This window comes from Dictyobacter kobayashii, from assembly GCF_003967555.1.
Classification (GTDB): domain Bacteria; phylum Chloroflexota; class Ktedonobacteria; order Ktedonobacterales; family Ktedonobacteraceae; genus Dictyobacter; species Dictyobacter kobayashii.
Genome location: NZ_BIFS01000001.1, coordinates 4285808 through 4307617 on the forward strand (window position 1 = coordinate 4285808; position 21810 = coordinate 4307617).

The 21810-nt window shown below is 50.8% G+C and carries 18 protein-coding genes and 1 pseudogene; 1 reads left to right on the plus strand and 18 read right to left on the minus strand.

The window, feature by feature from the left end:
• Positions 1-154: 154 nt before the first annotated feature.
• The 6 genes from EL645_RS18810 to EL645_RS18835 all read right to left on the minus strand — a co-directional run bounded on the left by EL645_RS18810 (position 155) and on the right by EL645_RS18835 (position 9672).
• Positions 155-1348, minus strand: coding sequence for a glucose-6-phosphate dehydrogenase assembly protein OpcA (locus EL645_RS18810; protein WP_246035404.1), 1194 nt, complete (start codon positions 1346-1348; stop codon positions 155-157).
• Positions 1272-2822: a glucose-6-phosphate dehydrogenase gene (gene zwf, locus EL645_RS18815; protein WP_126551927.1), complete on the minus strand. Its 1551-nt coding sequence runs from the start codon at positions 2820-2822 to the stop codon at positions 1272-1274. Before zwf ends, EL645_RS18810 begins: the two co-directional genes overlap by 77 nt.
• 675 nt (positions 2823-3497) lie before the next feature.
• On the minus strand, positions 3498-4643 hold the full coding sequence (gene tal / locus EL645_RS18820) for a transaldolase (RefSeq protein WP_126551928.1): 1146 nt from the start codon (positions 4641-4643) through the stop codon (positions 3498-3500).
• Between the two features lie 102 nt (positions 4644-4745).
• Positions 4746-6773, minus strand: coding sequence for a transketolase (gene tkt, locus EL645_RS18825; RefSeq protein WP_126551929.1), 2028 nt, complete (start codon positions 6771-6773; stop codon positions 4746-4748).
• 119 nt (positions 6774-6892) lie between these two features.
• Entirely contained in the window at positions 6893-8944 is a 2052-nt protein-coding gene (mutS, locus tag EL645_RS18830) for a DNA mismatch repair protein MutS (RefSeq protein ID WP_161977480.1), read from the minus strand.
• The gene (locus tag EL645_RS18835; RefSeq protein ID WP_218031915.1) at positions 8851-9672 is read right to left on the minus strand and encodes a MutS N-terminal domain-containing protein; all 822 of its coding nucleotides are present in this window, start codon (positions 9670-9672) and stop codon (positions 8851-8853) included. The genes mutS and EL645_RS18835 overlap by 94 nt, the downstream gene beginning before the upstream one ends.
• Before the next feature lie 280 nt (positions 9673-9952).
• On the opposite strand from EL645_RS18835, the gene EL645_RS18840 reads away from it, so the two are divergent.
• Complete coding sequence (locus EL645_RS18840; protein ID WP_126551931.1) at positions 9953-10312, plus strand: LapA family protein; 360 nt, start codon at positions 9953-9955, stop codon at positions 10310-10312.
• On the opposite strand, the gene EL645_RS18845 is transcribed toward EL645_RS18840, so the two are convergent.
• The 12 genes and pseudogenes from EL645_RS18845 to infB all read right to left on the minus strand — a co-directional run bounded on the left by EL645_RS18845 (position 10289) and on the right by infB (position 21693).
• On the minus strand, positions 10289-11839 hold the full coding sequence (locus tag EL645_RS18845; protein WP_126551932.1) for a hypothetical protein: 1551 nt from the start codon (positions 11837-11839) through the stop codon (positions 10289-10291). The two genes, EL645_RS18840 and EL645_RS18845, sit on opposite strands and share 24 nt — an antisense overlap.
• Positions 11836-12453 carry a hypothetical protein gene (locus EL645_RS18850; protein ID WP_136625241.1) on the minus strand — a complete coding sequence of 206 codons (618 nt, stop codon included), beginning with the start codon at positions 12451-12453 and terminating at the stop codon, positions 11836-11838. The genes EL645_RS18845 and EL645_RS18850 overlap by 4 nt, the downstream gene beginning before the upstream one ends.
• A 252-nt stretch (positions 12454-12705) precedes the next feature.
• Entirely contained in the window at positions 12706-12999 is a 294-nt protein-coding gene (locus tag EL645_RS42795) for an FtsW/RodA/SpoVE family cell cycle protein (RefSeq protein WP_246035405.1), read from the minus strand.
• Positions 12914-14125, minus strand: coding sequence for an FtsW/RodA/SpoVE family cell cycle protein (locus EL645_RS18855; RefSeq protein ID WP_246035406.1), 1212 nt, complete (start codon positions 14123-14125; stop codon positions 12914-12916). Before EL645_RS18855 ends, EL645_RS42795 begins: the two co-directional genes overlap by 86 nt.
• A gap of 94 nt (positions 14126-14219) precedes the next feature.
• Positions 14220-14669 carry an FHA domain-containing protein gene (locus tag EL645_RS18860; RefSeq protein ID WP_126551934.1) on the minus strand — a complete coding sequence of 150 codons (450 nt, stop codon included), beginning with the start codon at positions 14667-14669 and terminating at the stop codon, positions 14220-14222.
• Positions 14670-14681: 12 nt separating this feature from the next.
• The gene (locus tag EL645_RS45540) at positions 14682-14981 is read right to left on the minus strand and encodes an FHA domain-containing protein (protein ID WP_371865743.1); all 300 of its coding nucleotides are present in this window, start codon (positions 14979-14981) and stop codon (positions 14682-14684) included.
• 257 nt (positions 14982-15238) lie between these two features.
• Positions 15239-15589: pseudogene (locus EL645_RS45545) on the minus strand (DUF3662 domain-containing protein); the annotation flags it as partial.
• Positions 15586-16548, minus strand: a complete 963-nt coding sequence (locus EL645_RS18870) for a bifunctional riboflavin kinase/FAD synthetase (RefSeq protein ID WP_126551936.1) — start codon at positions 16546-16548, stop codon at positions 15586-15588. The pseudogene EL645_RS45545 and the gene EL645_RS18870, both read right to left, overlap by 4 nt.
• A gap of 123 nt (positions 16549-16671) precedes the next feature.
• The gene (gene truB / locus EL645_RS18875) at positions 16672-17562 is read right to left on the minus strand and encodes a tRNA pseudouridine(55) synthase TruB (protein ID WP_126551937.1); all 891 of its coding nucleotides are present in this window, start codon (positions 17560-17562) and stop codon (positions 16672-16674) included.
• A gap of 21 nt (positions 17563-17583) precedes the next feature.
• Positions 17584-18642: a DHH family phosphoesterase gene (locus tag EL645_RS18880; protein ID WP_126551938.1), complete on the minus strand. Its 1059-nt coding sequence runs from the start codon at positions 18640-18642 to the stop codon at positions 17584-17586.
• Positions 18639-19055 (minus strand): 30S ribosome-binding factor RbfA, encoded by a 417-nt coding sequence (rbfA, locus tag EL645_RS18885; RefSeq protein ID WP_126551939.1) that lies wholly within the window; start codon positions 19053-19055, stop codon positions 18639-18641. Before rbfA ends, EL645_RS18880 begins: the two co-directional genes overlap by 4 nt.
• Positions 19056-19131: 76 nt before the next feature.
• Positions 19132-21693: a translation initiation factor IF-2 gene (gene infB / locus EL645_RS18890; RefSeq protein WP_161977482.1), complete on the minus strand. Its 2562-nt coding sequence runs from the start codon at positions 21691-21693 to the stop codon at positions 19132-19134.
• Positions 21694-21810 lie beyond the last annotated feature (117 nt).

Genomic DNA, 21810 nt, shown 5'->3' on the forward strand with positions numbered 1-21810 from the left:
ATTGTGTAGCAGATCACTTTCCTTGTGTGTCGCTGCTATATTCACGGTTCTGGGGGGCGAGCGCTTCCCGGCAATTCGACGGAAGTAAGCACATGATCGTCATCTTCAACACGCTTAATAGTAAAGGTTGCCTGTTTCCCTCCGACAGTGCTGGTCATATGGACCAGGCAAAGGGTGCCAGGGCGGATTTTTCGAGCGAGCGTGGTTGAATCGAGATGCGAATACCTTCTAGTGGCACGCTGGTACGTTTCCCGACCGTAGTGGAAAGTGGTTGCGTGACAACTTTTTTCATATCCCGTACTGACATATCCCAGTAATAGGTTCCAGTGTCATTATCAAGATATTTGTCACTTTCATTTTCTGATAGCTGCCAGCCCAGACGTGTTTTTAGCCAGGCGGCCAGTAACAAGGCCCTGATAGGGTTTTTCGGGTTTGAATGATGATCAAGCGCCTGCGTAGAAGTGGCGACAGTATGTTCTATCACAATAGAATCTACGCCCATCAGATAAGGCCGGTATTCCGCGATATCAAAGAATTGTGCGATCAATTCTCGCCAGGCCGTAACGCGTCCCCATGTGAGATCACTTAGTGCACAATGTGGTGCCTGTTGCAAGATAGAAGAAGCGTCCTGAATTTGCTCCTCTGGTTGTAAAAAGTGGCTTGAGTCGATGATTACCCGCGTACTAATATTAATTAGCCGATGGAAAATCCCATGGTCCTCAGGTAGATCATTGAGCCACCACATATAGACGGGGAGATCAGGTTTTAACAGGGATTGGACAATATTATCTACATAGCGAACAGCTGCGCCACTCACTGAGACAGTAACCTGCTCAAAGTGATGGCGCATAATGTCAGAAATGATGGGGAAGGAGCGCAGTGTGATCCAGGTTGAGACATCTGATGGAGCATCACTGCGCGTATCGAGGATTAAAAGGGTAACTCGAGCGATATGAGTGCTGGATAAATCACGTAAAATAGTGCTGGCCTTGCGCGCCGATTCTACATCCTGCGCACAAATCACAAAGTTCAGCACACTGGTACGTACATTCATATTCTGACTGATTCGCATGTTGTCGGACGCCAGGCGCCAGAGAGTTGACATTTCGTCTTCGACTCGTTCCTGGTCGACCTTTTTACCTGCCCAGGGCAGATGTATTCCTGGGGTTGCGGAGTTATCCATTGCCATTCCTACACCCTTCATCATTGAACCTCGTCGTTCTAAAGGACTACACTGTGCTATCTCTGTTCTTTGCTTGCTTTTGCCGCGACTATGGGCGGCGCCAGCGGCGGCCATCACGCCAGATGAATTCGTCGGCGGCTTGTGGCCCCCATGAGCCGGACTCATAGGTATGGACCGTATCGCGTGGAGCACTCTTCCATTCATCCAGAATGTTCTGTACGAACGACCAGGCGGCCTCTACTTCGTCACGACGTGTGAAGAGCGTTGAGTCACCATGCATTGCGTCAAGTAAGAGACGCTCGTACGCTTCTGGCTGCTCACGTACGAAGGATGAACCATAGAAAAAGTCCATATTCACCGAACGGATCTGCATATCGGTGCCTGGTACCTTGGCGCCAAATTTGAGCGAGATACCCTCATCTGGCTGGATACGCAGGGTAAGGACATTGGGTTCTACCTGTCCTTGTGTGTCATGATCCTTGAACAGCATGAGTGGCGGCTGCTTGAACTGAATAGCAATTTCGCTTACGCGTTTCGGCAGATGTTTGCCGGTGCGTAAGTAAAATGGTACCCCGGCCCAACGCCAGTTGTCAATAAATGTTTTTAGCGCCACATAGGTTTCGGTGGTAGATGTGGGGGATACGCCTTGTTCCTGCAGATAACCAGGAACCTGTTTCCCACCAACCCAACCAGAACCATACTGGGCACGGATCGTATTATTCTGTACTTCGCGTCCTACCAATGGTTGCAGGGCATGAAGCACTTTCACCTTTTCGTCGCGCACAGAATTACCATCGAAGGCAATCGGGGGTTCCATCGCCACCAGTGTCAATAACTGGAGCATATGGTTCTGGATCATATCGCGAATGGCGCCTGATTCTTCATAATAGCCAGCGCGCCCTTCCAGACCCAGATTTTCAGCCACCGTTATTTGAACATGATCAACATATCGTCTGTTCCAGACTGGCTCAAAAATACCATTGGCCAGGCGGAAAACCAGGATATTCTGAACTGTCTCTTTACCCAGATAGTGGTCGATGCGATAGATCTGCTCTTCTTTAAAGACTTTACCAATCTGACGGTTCAGCTCACGAGCGGTTGCGAGATCATGGCCAAAGGGTTTTTCAACGATAATACGTGTCCAACCTTTGCGGTTCCTGTTCAGGCCAGCGGCACCCAGGTTTTGAATAATCTCAGGATACTGGCTAGGTGGGGTGGACAGGTAGAAGATGCGGTTCCCGCTTGTGCCACGTTCCTGATCGAGCTTATTCAATAGTTGATTAAGTTTTGTATAGCCCTCGGGATCATGGAAATTTGACTGTAGGTAATGGATGCCTGACGCAAAACTATCCCAGACCTGGGGGTTGACCGGCTTTTGGCGAGAATATTGATTAATAGAGTCGAGGGCCTGCTGGCGGAATGATTCGTCTGTATAAGGCCGTCGTGCAAATGCAACGACAGAGAAGCCCGCTGGTAATGGATGCTCCAACGCCAGATTGTAAAGGGCTGGAAGCAATTTTCGGTGTGTCAGGTCGCCTGTTGCACCGAAGATGACCATAACACAGGGTTCAAGGCTCTCTTTAATGCGTAATCCTTCGCGAAAAGGATTAGGCGCCTCGACGACGCTACGCTGAGGCATGTGATATCTCCTAATGACTTGTTTTAGTTTCTTACAACTAATGACGTGTTTTTAAAGGTGTGATGACCATTGTTGGTTTGACATCAAGCGCTGCTGACTGGTCTGAAGACGCTGTATTCTTAATACGGGTCGTATCCAGCGTTTGATGCTCTGCTAGATGATCACCGATATTGGGACATCGGTATCCGTGATTCGTGTTTAGCAACCAGGCTGCACACTTAAAAGAACCATAAGGGCTTGCCAGTTAATTGACCATGTATTTTAAAGGCGTTCACTCATTGAACGGCCTGGAGTACACAACGTTCCTGCTACTAATATACGGTTAGAGCAGGGTGAATTCAGGTCTGAACTGGTAAGGCATTCAGGATCTCGAAGCCTTTACCATAGGTTTGCATGATACCATATTCAAGCAAGTCTCCTCATTATCATGCGATTACCCCTGCTGTCTTGTCAACATCAGCGATGGGGGACTCGCTGGATAGGCTTAAGATCGAGTCTATGGGTACAGGACTTATTTCCTATTCACATAGCATGAACTGTGCTAGATGCTTGCTTGATATCATAGCGCAAACATGGGGCACTCAGGAATATCTCCATCTCGGTATATAGTCGTCATAACCGAGATGGAGATATAATGGTGCTTCTAAATGCTACACACTATATTCGCAGAATGACCTAGTCAGCCAGCTGGGATTCCTTGATGGCGTTTTTCTTGTCTTCGATCCCTTTGAACAGCTGATGGAAGGAATCGGCGAACTTCTTGACGCCCTCATCCTGCAACTGTTTGGTGACCTCGGCATAAAGGATGCCTTTTTTCTCCAGTGTATCCAGGGTTGCTTTGGCGCCAGGGATATCATCCTCAATACTGTTGCGCACCTGACCATGATCGCGGAAGTTCACAATGGTCTCCAGTGGCATTGTATCAACGGTGTCAGGACCAATCAGTTCTTCTGCATACATCACGTCGCGATAAGCAGGGTTCTTGGTGCTGGTGCTGGCCCAGAGTGGACGCTGTACATGAGCACCGACATGTTTGAGTGACTCAAAACGAGGTGTGTTGAAGATGCGTTTGAAGTCCTGGTAAACGAGGCGTGCATTAGCGATCGCCGCTTTACCTTCCAGAGCCTTCAACTGCTCTTTCTCAGCAGAATCGTTGCTAGCTTTGATTTTATCTTCTAACAGCTTGTCGACCAATGTATCTACACGGCTGACAAAGAAGCTGGCTACAGAAGCGATATGACTGACATCTTCACTTCGGCCATTGCGATCCTCAAGCGCGCGAATATAAGCATCGGCTACATCGCGATAGGAATCCATCGAGAAGATCAAAGTGACATTGACGTTGATGCCGCTGCGCAGTACTTCGTAGATGGCTGGGATGCCCGCAGGCGTCGCAGGGATCTTAATCATCAAGTTAGGGCGCTCTACCATGCCCCAGAAGCGTTTGGCCTCGGCAATGGTGCCCTCAGTATCATTAGCTAGCTCAGGAGAAACCTCAAGGCTAACATAACCATCTTTGCCCTCTGTACTGTCATAGATTGGCTTCAAGAGGTCGGCCACTGTGCGGATATCTTTGATCACAACGGCTTCGTAGATATCACTGGTGTCCTTACCCTCTTTGATCAACTGGGTAATCTGATCATCATAGGCATGACCGGCGCTGATAGACTTCTCAAAAATGGTTGGATTGGCGGTAACACCAACAACGCCATCCTCAGCCAGCATCTTCTGAAACTGACCAGAAGCGAGTTGGGCGCGATCAATATTGTCATACCAGACACTCTGGCCCTCAGACTGCAATTGTGTTAAAGGATTCGCCATGGGATTGTACCTTCCTTTACTATTGAACATTTCCAGTTGGTCTGACTATGTCATACACAGTATAGCCAGACCATATAAAGTTATTTTTCGTAACTACGATCTTTATTTGTTCAAAAGAGCCTTTGCTCTCTTTACAACATTCTCTACCGAGAAACCAAATTCCTGGAACAGGGTTTTAGCAGGAGCGGACGCCCCAAAGTGATCCAGAGCAATAATATCACCATCCAGGCCTACATAGCGCTCCCAACCCTGAGATCGACCAGCCTCGATAGCTACACGAGCACGGACGTTTTTCGGCAAGACTGTTGCTTTATATTCTGTACTCTGCTCTTCAAACAATTCCCAACTTGGCACACTTATTACACGTACAGCTACGCCTTCCTGACGCAATTGCTGCGCAGCATCAAGTGCCAGAGAGACCTCCGAGCCGCTGGCCATCAGTATGAGATCCGGTGTCCCCTCACTATCAAGTAGCACGTATGCGCCTTTAGCAAGGTTACTTGCGCTTGGATACTGTTCGCGATCGAGGGTAGGCAGGTTCTGGCGTGTTAATGCCAGGGCCACTGGTCCCTTGTGGGTGATGGCGACACGCCATGCCTCGGCGGCCTCGTTGGCATCGCCAGGACGCAAGACGGTAACGCCTGGGATCGAGCGCAGGGCTGCCAGTTGCTCTACAGGCTGGTGTGTTGGGCCATCTTCGCCGACACCGATGCTATCATGGGTGAAGACATAGATAGTTTTTATGCCCATCAATGAAGCTAATCGGATGGGTGGGCGCATATAATCAGAGAAGATCAAGAAGGTGGCGCCAAATGGGATCAGGCCGCCATACAGGGCCATACCATTGATGATGCTTCCCATTGCATGCTCACGAATGCCAAAGTGCATATTGCGACCAGACTCGGTGCCGCTGAAATCGCCCAGGCCTTTCATATTGGTATTGTTGGAAGGGGCCAGGTCGGCTGAACCACCGATCAGGTTGGGCAGATTTGGTGCAATGGCATTGAGGGTTTTACCAGCGGAGACACGGGTCGCAAGCGCTTCACCTGCTTTGAAGGTCGGAATATCTTTGTCCCAGCCCTCGGCCAGTTTGCCGCTCAACTCCTGCTCCCACTGAGTTGCCAGTTCGGGATTCTCAGCACGATAGGCTGCATATTGTTTCTGCCATGCCTGCTCGAACTCAGCGCCACGCTCAATGGCCTGGCGGAAGAAGTTCAATGACTCTTCAGGTACGAAGAAAGGCTCTTCAGAAGGCCAGCCCAGGTTACGCTTGGTCAGCACGATCTCCTCGGCACCCAGCGGGGCACCATGGGCATCGTGGCTGCCCTGCTTGTGAGGGCTACCATAGCCAATCTTAGATTTGACCACGACCAGCGAAGGCCTCTCGGTCTCTGCTTTGGCGGCCTCGATAGACTGGTTAAGTGCATCCAGATCATTGATATCAGCAACATGCTGGACATGCCAGCCATAACTCTCAAAGCGAGCACCAACATTTTCTGTGAACGAGATGCTGGTATTGCCTTCGATGGTGATATTGTTATCATCATAGAAGAAAATCAGTCTGCCCAGTTTGAGGGTACCGGCCAGGGAGGCTGCTTCAGAGGAGATACCCTCTTGCATGTCGCCGTCACCAGCAATACCATAGATATAGTGGTCGATGACTTCGTGACCTGGACGATTGAAACGGCTGGCCTGGTAGCGCTGCGCAATTGCCATACCAACAGCATTACCAATACCCTGACCCAGAGGGCCGGTGGTCGTCTCGATACCAACCGTATGGCCATATTCGGGGTGCCCGGGTGTTTTGCTCTCCCACTGACGGAAATTCTTCAGATCGTCCAGTGTGAGTCCATAGCCAGTTAAATACAACAAGCTGTATTGTAACATTGAGGCATGTCCCGCTGACAGCACAAAGCGATCGCGGTTGACCCAATGGGGATTCTTAGGGTTGTGGCGCATGTGGCGTGTATAAAGTAAATATGCTAAAGGGGCTAGCGCCATTGGAGTGCCAGGATGCCCTGAATTTGCTTTTTGTACGCCATCCATGGCTAGTGTGCGAATGGTGTTGATACAGAGTTGTTCGAATGCTTGCTTATCTTCTTCAATAGGTGTTTGTTGTTGGGTTGTCATTTATCCTCCCAAATTGGATTTTATTATTGTACACAATACACTAACCACCATTATAATATCACATCTGGTGGTTCAATGTCGTGTCTATTGGCCTCGAATCTCTGAGAATGATCACAAAGCTAGGAATCTTTCCTGGCTTTTTGTTGCAGTTCGTAGAGCTTACTGATCGCCTCGATCGGTGTTAGTTCATCGATCGCCAGCCCCTTAATTTCTTCAACCAATGGATTGGTCTCGGGTGCCAGCAATGTCATCTGCCAGGCGACCGGCATGGTGATATCGCGCATGGCCTTGCGCCGATTCTTTGCATCTCCTTTGCGTTCTAATTCCTCCAGGATTTCCTGGGCACGATGAATGACCGGTCGTGGAATACCGGCCAGCTGAGCTACGTGAATGCCATAGCTCCTATCAGCCCCTCCCGGTATGATTTTTCGTAAAAAGATTACCTGGCCGCCTTCTTCCGTGACGGCCACGTTCAGACATTTGATACGTGGAAGTAGCTGGGCGACTTCGACCAGTTCATGGTAGTGGGTCGCGAACAGGGTGCGAGCTCCACTGCGCTTATTATTGTGTAAATATTCGACCACCGCCCGTGCGATCGCCAGACCGTCATAGGTGCTGGTGCCACGACCGATCTCGTCGAGGATAATCAGGCTGCGTGGCGTGGCGTGGTGCAGGATATTGGCGGTCTCAACCATCTCAACCATAAATGTACTTTGACCCGTAGCCAGGTCATCTTGCGCCCCGATGCGCGTGAAGATACGGTCTACAATGCCGATGGAGGCCGTTTCAGCGGGCACATAGCTGCCAATCTGGGCCATCAACACGATCAGCGCCACCTGGCGCAGGTAGGTTGATTTACCAGCCATATTGGGTCCAGTGATAATACCAATCTGGGCCTCATGGTTTGAAAGGTTAGCATCATTAGGAATAAAAGGTGTGTCTGACTGAGCCTGTTCTACCACTGGATGCCGACCGGCGACAATGTGGATCGTATCCTCGCTATTCAAGCTCGGACGGCAATAATTTTGTTTGGCCGCGACTTCGGCCAGGCTCTGGTAAACATCGATCTCAGCCAGTGCATGGGCCGTGTCAAGAATGCGCTCGGCCGCGTGGGTGGCGATATCTGCGCGCAATTGGACAAAGAACTCATTCTCCATCTTATTGACGCGCTCTTGCGAATTGAGGATGAGCGTCTCATATTCTTTGAGATCGGGCGTAATATAGCGCTCGGAATTGGTAAGTGTCTGTCTGCGAATATATTCTTGCGGGACGCGATTGAGGTTGGAACTGGTGACCTCGATGAAATAGCCGGTGGCCTTGTTGAAACCGACTTTTAGATTGTTGATGCCTGTGCGTTTGCGTTCGCGCTGTTCCAGATCTGAGATCCATTTGCGGCCATTGTGCGAGGCGTCGCGCAACTGATCAAGCTCGGCGCTGAAGCCAGCCCGAATAATGCCGCCCTCAGTAATACTCATTGGTGGTTCTTCGGCGATCGCATTCTCAATCAGCTCAATGATATCGTCATTATTGGCCAGGTGTTCAACAATGCGGTGGAGGGTAGGCTTGCGGGCACTCTCTTCTTGCGAAAGACAGTTGCGTACCTCGGAAGCGGCGCGCAGACCATTGGCCAGCGCCACCAGGTCGCGAGGAGAAGCGATGCGTTGCTTGACGCGATTAATCAGGCGTTCAACATCACCAGCTTTTTTGAGTCCCTCGGTCAGGCGTGCCTGGAGCAGCGTATCGCCCAGCAATTCACTGATCGCATCCTGTCGTGCTTGTAGAACAGCGATATCCAGTAGTGGTTGCCCGATCCAGCGCCTCAATAGACGGCCGCCCATCGGAGTGCGTGTCCGATCCAGGACCCAGAGCAAAGATCCTTTGACCGAGCCACCGCGACCCGTTTCGAACAGTTCGAGGTTGCGCCGTGTATAGGGGTCCAGGGTCATAAAGCCATCGGTGAAATAGGTCTCTAGCGCATTCAATTGTTGCAGGAGGCCCTTCTGGGTCTCTTGCACGTAGGCCAGCACGGCTCCCGCCGCTCGAATTGCCAGTGGCAGATGAGCGCAGCCAAAGCCTTCTAAGGATGCCACATCGAACTGGCGCAGTAGACGATGGCGGGCATCATCTTCACTAAAATAGCGGGTATCATAAGGCGTGACATGACCGGCCACTCCATCCAGCAACTTTGCCAGGGGGCGACATCATCCTCCTCATCCTCCTCGACATCGGGGATATTTGCATTAGGATTGCCATTGCTCCCCACTTTAGTGACCTGTTTTTCATTCATAACGGCGGCCAGCCAGCGGCGCTTGCGCTGGCCCAGGCGGCTATAGTTGGCCTCTACCAGCACCTCGGCTGGTCCCACGCGCGCGATCTCTTGCTGGGCGGCGATGTCTGGCTCGGTCGAGCTAAATTGTGTAACGGCAAATTCACCTGTAGTGATATCGACATAGGCAATGCCCACGGCATCCCGTCCCACAATGACCGCCGCCAGAAAGTTATTGCGCTTGGCTGCCAGCATAGCAGGATCGATTACGGTGCCAGGAGTGACAATGCGTATCACCTCTCGATCCACCAATCCCTTGGAGAGAGCGGGATCAGAAGTTTGTTCGCAGATGGCCACGCGATACCCTTTACCAACCAGGCGAGCGATGTAGCCATCGGCAGCATGGTGGGGAATACCAGCCATCGGTGAACGTTCGCCGCGCCCGAAATCGCGGCGTGTCAGGGCAATCTCTAATTCCCGCGCCACGATCTCAGCATCATCATCGAACATTTCATAAAAGTCGCCCATGCGAAAAAAAAGAATCGCGTCAGGATTTTGACGCTTAATATTTAGATATTGTGTGCGAACCGGACTATGGACCGGATTATCTTTCTCGTAATCTTCAAATAACACGTTCTACCCTCCTAATGCTCCACCCAAGTATAAGCCTATTGCCGCACGCCGTCAATTTGCTCGACGGCAAAGAGGATGTTTTGGGGTGGGGAGTTACTTGCTAGCCCTTCTGTATATTATGTGACAGGTTATCCGTATTATCAGTAAGTCCAGCAATTGATCATTGGCAGATAAAAAGTAAATGTGAGTGCTGCTGGATCTGTGTATCATTTTTTTATTACGACACCATTGAGAAGGAGGTCGTTATGTTCTACCTCATACTGTTTCTATTCTTATTGGTATGCGGGGACTGGCAGTACTGACTATTTTTAATTTTTCGACCCAGGTGCATATCGTTATGTTCTCATGGCAGTCACCAGACCTTCCTATTGGCATGTGGATTTTGATTGCCTTTTTTCTAGGGGCTTTGTTGCTCTACTTTGTCTCCATTGCCTCGGCCTGGTCAGATAAGCGGAAAATTAAGCATCTGCAGCGGAATATTGCTGAGCTTCAGGAGCAAGTTCGTGCCAGCAGGCCACCTACACCAGCGCCTGCGTCACCTCTGCCCTCGGGTCCGGATGTTTCAGCGCAGAGTCAGGTTATGCCAATGCCAACCATGAATCCTCAGATTGACAATCTATCGTCCCAGAATTTTCGCTAGTGAGCGCATAAATAAGCCTCGCGGTTTGCTATCATTAGTAGTGCGGGGCTTTATACTGACATCTGTTGAGGCTGGCTGCTCTGGTTTTTCAGTTGGAACATGGAATACTGTGGGCAGATCGGCTGTTTCTGTCGTATGCTGCCTATCCTCTGTCTCCTGATACACGTAAGGCCATTGTGCCTGCATTTTCTCCCCGCTAGCTGCTTCTTCTCCGTTTTCTTGCGCTGGCTCTGCGCCTAATGGTTCTTCATCTATCTTAGCAGCCTCTGCCTCTTGCTCAACTGGTTCTTCGTGCAGGATGATTGGATCCTCATGATCTTCAACGATTGGTTCTTCATCTGCAGTGCTTTGCTCTGTTTCAGTTGAAGCAGTTATCTCTGGCTGCGCTTCTTCAGTGACCTCCTGGTCGGAATGAATGATATTATCATCTGCGGCTGGTATCTCTGGTTTATTTTGCTCATCCAGCGGAATTGCATCTGTTTCAGATACTGTTTCTGGCTGACTATGTACTGGCTGAGCGATTTCTGGCTGGTCGGCTGCTTCTACTGGCTCAGGCTGTGAAATTGCTTCTGAGTCGGATAACTCTGCAGGCTCAGGCTGTGGAATGATATCCGAGTCGGATAACTCTGCAGGCTCAGATTGTGGAACTATTTCTGCGTTGGATGTTTCAGTCTGCTCGCCTGGAGCGGGCGTAGCGGATGCGGTTTCACTTTCCGCCTCCTGCGCGTTGTCCACGTTGGCTATTTCTGTGGTTGGCAGCGGATTTTCTTCTGGCTGGCTATTGGCAACTGGTTCGGCCTGTGATTCTCTCAGTGAATCTTCTGGTACTGTCTGTGCATCCTGCGCTTGTGCCATAAAAGCTTCAGATTGCGCGAGCACTTCTTCGGGTGTAATGACAGGGAGTGGTTGCGTAATTCGTGCCTGAGGCCGTGGGGGGGGAGTATCGTTGCTCCCTTCCTCGCTCATCAGCTTTTGGAGTAGTTGTGCTTCTGTTACTTCTTCACCGGTGACAGGCTTTTCAAGGGCTGCCGGGATGGTATCTTGCTGACTGCTTGCTTCTGGTAGCTCTACCTCAAAATAGGTACTCAGGCCAGCATCGTTCATGGACCACATCCATTCGTATGCCCCTTCCAGTGCATGTTCGCACCACTGAGTATAGTTCCCTTGAATCACGTTGAGTGCTTCGCAGCGTGTAAGTAGCTGCATCGTATTATCAAGCCATTCTTCACCGCGTTCAAGCATACGATCGAGCATATCAACATCTTCAACTCCATGAAAGCGTAATTGGGCAATGGCGGATAGCGCAATGGCTGATGGGGCAAACGACTGCATTAATGCGGCATTTTGTGCCTGTTTTGCCTGGATTTTCTGCAATTCTTGCTGGAGCTGCTGTACCCTTTGTCTTCGTAGCCAGAGCTGATAGGCCTGGTAGAAATCTTCAACTTCTGTTGTTGTGAGTTGGGAAAAAAGTTTATCTATTTCTTCCTGGTTAATAAGTTTATGCTGCTGCTTCTCGCCCTCATTCATTCGGCCTGGCCCTCCTGTGCATTTCCGGCATTTTTGGTGCGCTCTCCCCAACGTTCAAACCAGCGTTCCACCAGCTGGTTGGTTCGATTGCTTTGTTGGTCGATAGGGCTGGTATTATGAGCATCTTTTTCGGTTGTCTGGCGTGTGTTGCGTAGCCACCATGGAACTCTAAGTTGTGGGTCAGTCTGGCTATGCGCATCGACAAATGCACTGATATCGTTGGGCAAGAGATTGTCAGGGGTAGCACTGGGTGCGGGCAAAGGACTTTGGGTGGTCGCGTTGACGATGGGATGTTGCATTTCCTGGCTATCGAAGTTTGGTAACTGACTCCAGGCAAAAAGAGCTGGTGAGACAGTTCCGGCGGCTCTCTGATCCGTTCCTGTTGAGCTGTCTTCGGGCGCAAGGTTAGCGCCTGACCGCTGATTACTGGCGACCTGTGTGTGTTGGATACCAATCAGCGTCTGCAAAATGATGTTCTCAGAATAGTTTGTATCATGTTCCAAATGGCGTATTTCTGACTGGAGTTGTGCCAGCTCTTGCTCAAATGCCTGGATTTGAGTTGACAGTTGCTGATCAATCTCGCGATAGAATAGCCATTGCCTGTATTGGCCCATTGTTTCCCTACGCATTCTTACAAATACTACGTCATGGGCAGTATAGCATGTGCCCCAGGCGTAGACAAGCAAAGGTATCTGGTGTACTAGTGATGCAAAATCTATCTCACATATCAGTATAACAGCCCTGGCTAATTAAACGCTGGCCGCTAAAATGGCACGTCATTTTGCAATGCTAACCAGAAAAAGCAAATGGGCGAGCAATCCAATCAACTGTATTCAGGATTGCTCGCCCATTTGTTAGTGAAGGCGTCAATAATTCCCTTCGCGCTCCACTGCTGAGTTATGGGAGATCCTGAGCAGGATACCTACGATAATAAAGTTGGCCAGAATGGCGTTACCACCATTGCTCAGGTAGGGCAATGGGATACCAGTCAAAGGCAGCAACTTGAGGTCGCCTGCTGTAATAATCAAGGTCTGCAGGGCAAAAATCGATGTCAGTCCGGTGGCTAGCAATTTGCTAAACGTGTCGGGAGCCTCGGCCGCGATGCGGAAGCCACGATGGACGACCAGTAGATAGATGCCAATGATCGCAAATAGTCCCACCAGGGCCAAACTCTTCAGCATAAGCAGTAAAGGCCATGTCAGAGTCAATAACTGGTACCCTGACAGGATAACCTAAGCCTAGTCCTGAGCCAAGGATACCACCACTGGCAACATTGATTAGCCCCTGGAAAACCTGGAGACCTTTATCCGTTGCAAAAGCATCTTCGCTAGCTGTCAGATGAGCCCAGTCGGCTGGATTGAAGGTGACAGTAGCAAAACGATTTTGTACATAAGGTAAGAGACTGTAGCCGATCAGCGCCAGTAGAACGAATGCCAGTAAGCTGACAAGCACATATGACTTTTTACCTGTCGCCACATAGGTCATACACAAGAAGAGGCTGTAGACCAACAACGCTAGACCTAGTTCACGTACAACCAGGAAGCTCAGTAGACCGATGCCTAACATGAAGAGCATTGGCCCTAACTGTCTGAGTGGAGGTAATCGCAATGGTCCCAGGCGATAGTGCCCTTCGGCTAAGATGTCGCGGTTGTCGTTGAGGTAGCCTGCGAAGAAAATAACCACGCCAATTTTCAAAAACTCAGAGGGCTGTAAATTTAATGGACCAAATCCAAGAGTATCACGGGTTGGGTCAGCGTTTTTGAAGGTAATAATGCCTCTGATCACGCTTGGCGCTAGAACCGCGAAGCAGAAGAGGAGCCAGGTATATTTATAGCGCGATAGCCAGCCGATATTGCGCAGGAGAAACATAGTACCCAGGCAGAATGCCAGCCCAAGCAAGACCCATAATAATTGTTTTGACCCTAGATTAGCGATCGGGCCTACCGGTGGGGGAATGTCTGGACCCAAACGAGTCATCATCACAACCCCTAATCCACTCAGAAGTGCTACCAGAGGCAGGAGTACTTGATCAGCTTTGCGAAAGAAAATATTTAGAACAAAATGTACCACTAGAACCGCGGCAATAAAGCCTAGAATAGGAATCAAGCCATCCAGTATTGGAAGATTTTTCAGGTTGTTCAAGGTGGTGGTGTCATTACCGTATTTGATGACGAGCAATTGCGTCATCAATAGCAGCAGGATCACACCAGGAAGAAGCAGTAGACCTAGCTCTTTCCAGCGATACTGGCGGAATGCTCCTGTTGTCCGTTGTGCCATTTGTGCCATCTATCAAAACCTCGTTTAACTAGAAGCAGGAGTCGGTGCTTAACGAAAGAAGTATCTTTGATAAGGGGAGGCAACCATCATGGTTGCCTCAAGATTATTGCGTGAGTTTGAATTGAATATAACCGACGCGCACGATATCGCCAGCGCGGGCTGGCACAGGTTCGCGGGCGGGTTGATTATTTACATACGTGCCGTTGACACTTCCTGCGTCCTGTACATACCAGACACCATTGCGGAACAAGAGTCGTGAATGTTCCGACGAGATAAAGTTATCAGAGATCTGAATAGTGTTGGTGGGACCGCGCCCGATAGTGGTATTCTGATCCAGATCAAAACGCATCCCTGGTTGTACTACCGTGCTGGGACCGCTATCTACCACGATCAGGTGTCCGAGTGCAATCTGGCGACTTCCGTCGGGATTATCCCCAATGGCTGCTGTTTTGCGCAGGTCGCGGGTAATCGCAATGACCACCTGCATCAAAAAGAGATAGAGCAGAACGATAAATAAGAGACGCAATATGAGTAAGAATACTGGTAGTTGCATAGGGCGAAGATCTCACCTTCTCTCGAAGTAAAAATCATAGCTGCCTATGGTGAATTGATCACCATTGCGCAGAATATGTTGGCGCATATGCGGCGTATTATTAATTGTGATTCCATTAGTGCTGCCAAGATCAAAGATGGCAAATTGTCCATCTGGTTGGTATTTGATTTGTGCATGATAACGAGAAACGCGTTTGTCTTCAACGATAATATCATTGCTGAGCTGGCGGCCGATATTGACCAGCGGCTTTTCGATGCGATAGGTTTGTTGTCCCGCCTGGGGTAAACGAATAGTGAGCCATGCCTGCGGCATAGGTGGTGCCTGTGTAACAGGAGGGATGGTCGGGGCAATCCCTGGATTGCTATGCTGGGCATGACTGCCATGCCTGGCTCCCGAATGCGAGCCTGGCCCGGCCAGCCCCTGATTGGGTGAACTTCCCCATCGATCCCGGGCAACTGTTGGCCTGGGGCCATCTGGGCGCGAATCTGCGCTAATTGCTCGGCGCTCAGTGCCTGCGTAGCCATCAGACCACCCTCACGATCAGCCTGCTCTGTGTCGATACGCACCGAGCCTGGCCGCAATGAGGTATCCGAGTGCAGGCGAATAATCGGCACCGTCTTTAAGGTATAGTGCCGTCTTTTGGCAAACTCCACCAGGTGGTTTTGCCAATCGCGGGTGAGTGAGGCCTGCCCTGGCGACATCTGCTGATGATCTTTAATGCTCAGATAGATGTCATACACATTTGGCGATAGCCGGCGTCCCTCACCTTGCAGCATGGTATTGTCGTCCATCGCACGCTCTAATTTGCGCGCGATCTCAATCGGCTCCATTTTAGATGGAAAGAGCCGATTAAAAGGACTCTCAATGACACGCTGCATAAATGCTTCTAATTTTGCTAATGGGTTCTGGCGAGCGTTCAATGGCTCACCCTCCTGCTTGCTAAAATCTGCTGTGCTTGTTGCACATCGATTGAAATTTGATTTTTCAAAGCATCAATTCCTGAGAAGCGTTGCTCTCCGCGGAGACGTTCAATGAATTCAATACGTAGATACTTATCGTAGAGATCCATCGTCACATTGAGGAGATGGACTTCTACAAGGCGTTCTTTTCCATTAAACGTAGGACGAATACCAATGTTGGTTACACCATTATAGACGGTAGAAGATTCCGCTAAGTCACCGCTTGAATCGTTCGGTACTGTAACCCTTACTGCATATACGCCATTTGGAGGAAGAAGTTTGTGTTTATCAGGACGAATATTGGCAGTGGGGAAGCCCAGCAGCCTGCCACGCTCATCGCCATGTATTACTATGCCACCAAGTACTATTGGATGGCCTAGCAACGTATTTGCTTCATTAATATGGCCCTCGTTGACCAGGGTCCTGATACGGGTACTGCTAATACGCGTCTGACTATCTTTCTCCAGGGCAAATGCACGTACTTCTATACCGTGCTGTTGTCCATACTGTTCAAGAAATGCGACATTTCCCATACGGTTATGTCCCAGGCTAAAGTCTGCGCCTACAATCAGTCCCTTTATAGTAAAACGTGCACAGAGGTTATTCATAAAATCTTCAGCCGAGAGTGCCGCAACTTCCGGTGTAAAATGTATGACAATAGAATCTGCCACCTCGCCGTATTCCCGGGCGAGGGAGAGTTTCTCTTCTAATGTCGTAAGATATGAAATATTCATATCCGGGCGCACAACCATCAGGGTGTGCGGCGCAAAGGTCACCATAACTGGCGTACACTGTAGCGTCTGTGCCATGGCGCGAAGCTCTTGTAAAAGTCGCTGGTGTCCGAGATGGATACCATCGAAATTTCCAATTGTGATCGCGATAGGTGTTTGCTCTGATAGGGTTGTTTGGTATTCAGTCATCTTTGTAGAGGCCCTCTTCCATTGTTGCCATGCTTGGAGGTACCTGTTCCTTGTTATTCTCTCGTTTATAGTACCACAGCCGATGCATGCTCGCAATAAAGGTAGGATTGTGCAGGACTCTCGTTAAACAAGAACTTTCCTGGGTTTCCATAGTTGCAGCTCAGCATCCCAGTTTGCGATGGCTAGAAATTGTCCATTTGAGCCATAGACGCGCCCCATTTCTGCTTGCTCAGCGATAGTGGGATCAGCATAGGCAAAGGCATTCCCATGCATAACGCGCTGCGTGAGCGCTTCATCCAGATGCAGGGCGGGGTAATTTTGAAGGGCAAAATCAGCTGGAAAGAGATATTGCTGTAAGTTATTCTGCTCCTGGGCGCTTGCCAGTTGTGCCAGCGTAACACTTTCAGCTAGTACAAAGGGACCACTGCGGGTTCGTATCAGGCCGGTGAGGTAGGCGCCAAAGCCCAGATATTCTCCCAGGTCGTAGGCCAGCGAGCGAATATAGGTTCCTTTGCTGCACGAGACAGCCAGGGTGAGGTGGGGTTTTTCCCAGCCAAGGATCTCCAGGGTATGTATTTCGATGGGACGTGGCTCCAGCGTGATCTCCGCCCCGGCGCGGGCCAGTTTATAGGCAGGTTGACCCTGAATCTTAATAGCGGAGTAGCGCGGTGGTAGCTGTTGTTGTGCACCCTGGAAATGTGGAAGGGCGGCTTCAATCTGCTCAAGTGTAAGCGCCGAGATATCGGCCGTGCGTACAACTACACCCTCTGCATCATAGGTATCGGTGACGGTCCCAAAGGTGATCGTGGCTTGATAGGCCTTGCCACTCTCACTCAGATATTCCGCGACCCGCGTAGCCTGGCCAACACAGATTGGCAGTACGCCACTGGCCTCGGGATCGAGGGTACCCGTATGACCCACGCGTTTTTGTTTTAGCAGTTTGCGTATTTTGGCCACCACATCATGCGAGGTCATATGCAGGTCTTTATTGATATTCAGGATGCCGTCTACCACGCTCTATTTCTCCGCTTCTGCTTATGAATTGAGTAGTTTATGCGATTGCTGATCTGTCTCGCGCATCTCGCGTTCAATCTCGGCGATAACCAGGGGCATCGCCTCTTGCATTGGCATCGCAATGGTAGCGCCCGCCGCGCGAGCATGACCACCGCCCCCCAGGCGCATACAGACGGCTGCGACATTATAAGGCTCATTGCTACGCAGACTGACGCGTGTTATGGCTGGATTGCCATAATTTTTGAAAAAGGCTGCCACCTGCACGCCTTCAATATCGCGTAGCATGCCCGAAGCATTGGTATCCATATCATCAGTTGCCCCGGTAGCTGCCAACGTTTCATCGGTGGCGAAGGACCAGATCAGGCGACCATCCGCAGTGGTCTGGGCGTTATTGATGGCTGCGGCCGTAAAGCGCATTTGAGCCAGTGGATGGGTGCGGAAGATCGGTTTCACAATTGTCTCAGCGCTGGCCCCGGCCTCGACCAGGATCGCGCCAACCATCATTGTGCGTGCCGTTGTGCTGGGATATTGAAAGGAACCGGTATCGGTAATCAATCCGGTGAGCAGGCAGACCGCGGCATCTTTAGTCAGTGGCAATCCAAGCTGTTGTTGAAATAAGACAATAAGCTCAGTGGTTGAGGCTGCGACTGGCTCAATTATATTTACCTGGCCACACCCCATGCTGCTGACGTGGTGATCGATATTAATAATGGTAGCTTGATCCAATAAGGTTTTATGTTGTTCATAGAGAGCGCCATAGCGACTCAACTCGCCGGCATCCAAAGCGATAACCAGGTCAAATGGCTCATCGCCTAGAGTGGTCTGGAGTGTTTCAACACCGGGTAGAAAAGAAAATGCTCGTGGAGCAGGATCGGCGCAGGCCGGGACACAAACTTTACCCAGTTGACGTAAAATATGGGCAAACCCCAGGGCGGCTCCCAGGCAATCTCCATCTGGATGCTCATGAGCGAGCAACGCGATACGCTGTGCCCGCTCAATCAAGGTCATAGCCTGTTGGACCTGTACCGGGGATAACTGGTTTGCCAGTGATGATGTTTCAGGGGAAAAGGACTCGTTCATTCAACCTCTTTTGTGTTGGCTTGTTCAGCTATATTAGCTTCTTCAGCGGCTCTGGCTCGTTCACGATCCTCTTGCTCAACTTGATTAATCAGGCCAAGGATACGCGCGCCCTCTTCAATCGATGTATCCAGTTTGAAGGACAGATCCGGCATGTAGCGCAATGTCAGGCGGGAAGCAAGCTCATGGCGTAAAAAGCCACTGGCATTTTTCAAGCCCTTCATCGTCTCTTTTTGTTCTTCAGGCGTACCCATTACGCTGACAAGGACTTTGGCATGGCGTAGATCGCCACTGACCTCGACACGTGTGATACTGGCAAACCCAACTCTGGGATCTTTAAGACGGGTGCGAATCAGCTCACTGAGGTCTGCCGTCATCAGCTCTCCCAGTTTTTCTTGTCTATGTATATTTGGCATACTCTCTCCCCTCAATAGCGCCAGAGTGGCCATCTATCCCTGAGGACAGATGACCACAACTGTTGCACTATATGTTTTATGCTCCTGGCGTCACACGTTCCTGTGAGAATGCCTCGATAATATCGCCAACTTCATATGCGTTGTAGTCTTCAAGCAGAATACCACATTCATAGCCGGTCAGTACTTCACGTACATCGTCTTTACCACGACGCAGGGAGGCCACTTTACCCTCAAAGACTTTTTCATCTTTGCGCATCAAGCGGGCCTGTGAGCCGCGAGTAATACGACCATCCAGGATACGACAACCAGCAATTATTATCTTGCCAGCTTTAAAGGTCTGCATAATTTCGGCATGCCCATCGATAACCTCACGGAATGTGGGCTCCAGCATACCGACAAGTGCGGCCTGAATATCCTCGATCAGCTTATAGATGACGTTGTAGTAGCGAATGTCGACGCCTTCACGCTGGGCCTCACGGGCGGCTGCACCGTCTGCCTTTACGTTAAAGCCAATGATAATCGCGCCCGAAGCCGAAGCCAGGTGGATGTCGGTCTCACTGATATTACCGATACCTTCACGGATCAGGCGGACCTTCATGTTTTCCTCACCCAGTTTGGATAAGGCACCCTTGATGGCTTCCAGTGAGCCCTGTACATCACTCTTGATGACCACGTTGAGCTCTTTGACCTTACCCTCTTGCATCTGCATATAGAGCGTATCCAGGCTGACCTGGCCAAGTGGCATAGCTTCGGTTACTCGCTTCTCTGCCTCTGTCTGAGCCTGCTGCTTGGCGGTGCGCTCGTCAGCGGTTGCTTCCAGGCGATCACCGGCATTTGGTACTTCTGGTAAGCCCAGAATACTGACCGGTGTACTGGGAGTGGCTTTCTGGATGCGTTTGCCGCGATCATTGAACATGGCGCGCACTTTACCAGAAATCGAACCAACCACAATATTGTCACCCATCTTCAGCGTACCCTGCTGGACCAGTACAGTGGCTGTCGCGCCACTATTCTTCTCCAGGCGGGCCTCGATGATGACACCTGTGGCAAGGCGGTTCGGATTCGCTTTGATATCCTGAACCTCGGCCACCAGCAAGATGTAATCCAGTAGCTCATCAATACCTTCGCCGCGCCGTGCGGAGATTGGTACACAGACGGTGTCGCCACCATATTCTTCGATGACTACGCCAATTTCGGCCAGCTGCTGTTTGACGCGATCTGGATTGGCATTGGCTTTATCAATTTTATTAAGTGCGATGATTATCGGCACCTTCGCCGCGCGCGCATGATCAATCGCTTCGCGGGTCTGTGGCATCACGCCGTCATCTGCCGCTACGACAATGATTGCCAGATGGGTGACCTGCGCACCACGGGCACGCATAGCGGTAAAGGCTTCGTGACCTGGAGTATCCAGGAAGGTAATCTTTTTACCATTGACCTCAACCTGGTAGGCGCCAATGTGCTGGGTAATACCACCAGCCTCACCCGCTGCAACCTTTGTTTTTCTGATCGTATCCAGCAGGGAGGTTTTACCATGGTCAACGTGACCCATGATCGTAACCACTGGCGGAATGGTGACCATATTCTCTTCATTGCGCGAGGCCATCATGGCTTCATTTGCTGAGAGTGCACGCTCACCACGGACCGCTGGACTCTCAGTGGTAGCGCTCGGACTGGGCTCAAACCCGAGATCCTGGGCGACCAGTGAAGCTTTATCATAATCGACAACCTGGTTGATGCTGGCGAAGATGGCGTGTTTGTTGATGAGATCCCTAATAACCTCAATGGGTGAGATGCCCAGCATTTCGGCCAGATCTTTGACCACGATCTGTGGTGGCAAAGAAATTGGACCTGTTGGCTTCTCTTTCACTGGAGCCGTACGGCGCTCCTGAGTGCGCTGTGCCGTATGGTTGCCTCCTGAACGTCCACCGCCGGGGCGATGATTGCCGCCACCGGGACGATTTCCCTGAGGACGAGGGCCGCCGCCACCTTGAGGGCGAGGACCGCTTCCTCCCTGAGGACGGGTACCGGCGCCTTGAGGACGAGGACCGGGCCCGTTCTCACGGCTATGATCGCGATCGCGATCGCGGTCTCTATCCCGATCTCTATCTCTATCTCTATCAGGAGTATAAGGACGAGGGGCGACCGGTGCGGTGCTATTTACCGCTGGACGAGGGCCTCCGGTGTTTCCCCCACGATATGGTGGGCGAGGACCTGTGCCAGTGGCGGGACGGCCTGGTCCGCCTGGACCCGCTGGACGCGGTCCGTTGCCAGGACCACCATACGTACGTGGTCCCGATGATTGATTGTTCGGGTTGCGGTTATAGCCACCGGGACGTGGTTGTCCTCCCTGAGGACCCTGGCCTCCACCCGTATTAGGGCGATGGCCCTGATAGGTTGATGACGTTGGGCGAGGTGGCTGTGACTGCTCTGCACCATCATGTTGTTGTTGCTGTGCTGGTGCGGCGTTATTATTTGCTGCTGGCGTACGACGCCGAGGCGCGGGCCTTGTCTCCTGTTCCTGGCTGCCTGTTGCTTGATTTTCTGGTTTTGGGCGAGCTGCTGGCCTTGGTTTTGGACTAGCTGGCTTGGCCGGGGTCTGCTCGGTGCCCTCTGGAAGTTCTGATATATCTCTCATGAAGAAGACTCCCTTTCTTATCAGATGTTGCGCCATAAATGGCGGCGGAATCTCTCTTCACAGCCATAAAAAAGGTCTGTCTCCCGTTCCTGATAAAAGGAAACAGGGTGACAGATC

Bases quoted from the DNA above. Each gene is read 5' to 3' on its own strand.
- EL645_RS18810 (WP_246035404.1), bottom strand. From the start codon at position 1,348: ATGAGTCCGGCTCATGGGGGCCACAAGCCGCCGACGAATTCATCTGGC.
- zwf (WP_126551927.1), bottom strand. From the start codon at position 2,822: ATGCCTCAGCGTAGCGTCGTCGAGGCGCCTAATCCTTTTCGCGAAGGA.
- tal (WP_126551928.1), bottom strand. From the start codon at position 4,643: ATGGCGAATCCTTTAACACAATTGCAGTCTGAGGGCCAGAGTGTCTGG.
- tkt (WP_126551929.1), bottom strand. From the start codon at position 6,773: ATGACAACCCAACAACAAACACCTATTGAAGAAGATAAGCAAGCATTC.
- EL645_RS18840 (WP_126551931.1), top strand. From the start codon at position 9,953: ATGCGGGGACTGGCAGTACTGACTATTTTTAATTTTTCGACCCAGGTG.
- EL645_RS18845 (WP_126551932.1), bottom strand. From the start codon at position 11,839: ATGAATGAGGGCGAGAAGCAGCAGCATAAACTTATTAACCAGGAAGAA.
- EL645_RS18850 (WP_136625241.1), bottom strand. From the start codon at position 12,453: ATGGGCCAATACAGGCAATGGCTATTCTATCGCGAGATTGATCAGCAA.
- EL645_RS18855 (WP_246035406.1), bottom strand. From the start codon at position 14,125: ATGGCACAAATGGCACAACGGACAACAGGAGCATTCCGCCAGTATCGC.
- EL645_RS18860 (WP_126551934.1), bottom strand. From the start codon at position 14,669: ATGCAACTACCAGTATTCTTACTCATATTGCGTCTCTTATTTATCGTT.
- EL645_RS45540 (WP_371865743.1), bottom strand. From the start codon at position 14,981: ATGCCGCAGGCATGGCTCACTATTCGTTTACCCCAGGCGGGACAACAA.
- EL645_RS18870 (WP_126551936.1), bottom strand. From the start codon at position 16,548: ATGACTGAATACCAAACAACCCTATCAGAGCAAACACCTATCGCGATC.
- EL645_RS18880 (WP_126551938.1), bottom strand. From the start codon at position 18,642: ATGAACGAGTCCTTTTCCCCTGAAACATCATCACTGGCAAACCAGTTA.
- rbfA (WP_126551939.1), bottom strand. From the start codon at position 19,055: ATGCCAAATATACATAGACAAGAAAAACTGGGAGAGCTGATGACGGCA.
- infB (WP_161977482.1), bottom strand. From the start codon at position 21,693: ATGAGAGATATATCAGAACTTCCAGAGGGCACCGAGCAGACCCCGGCC.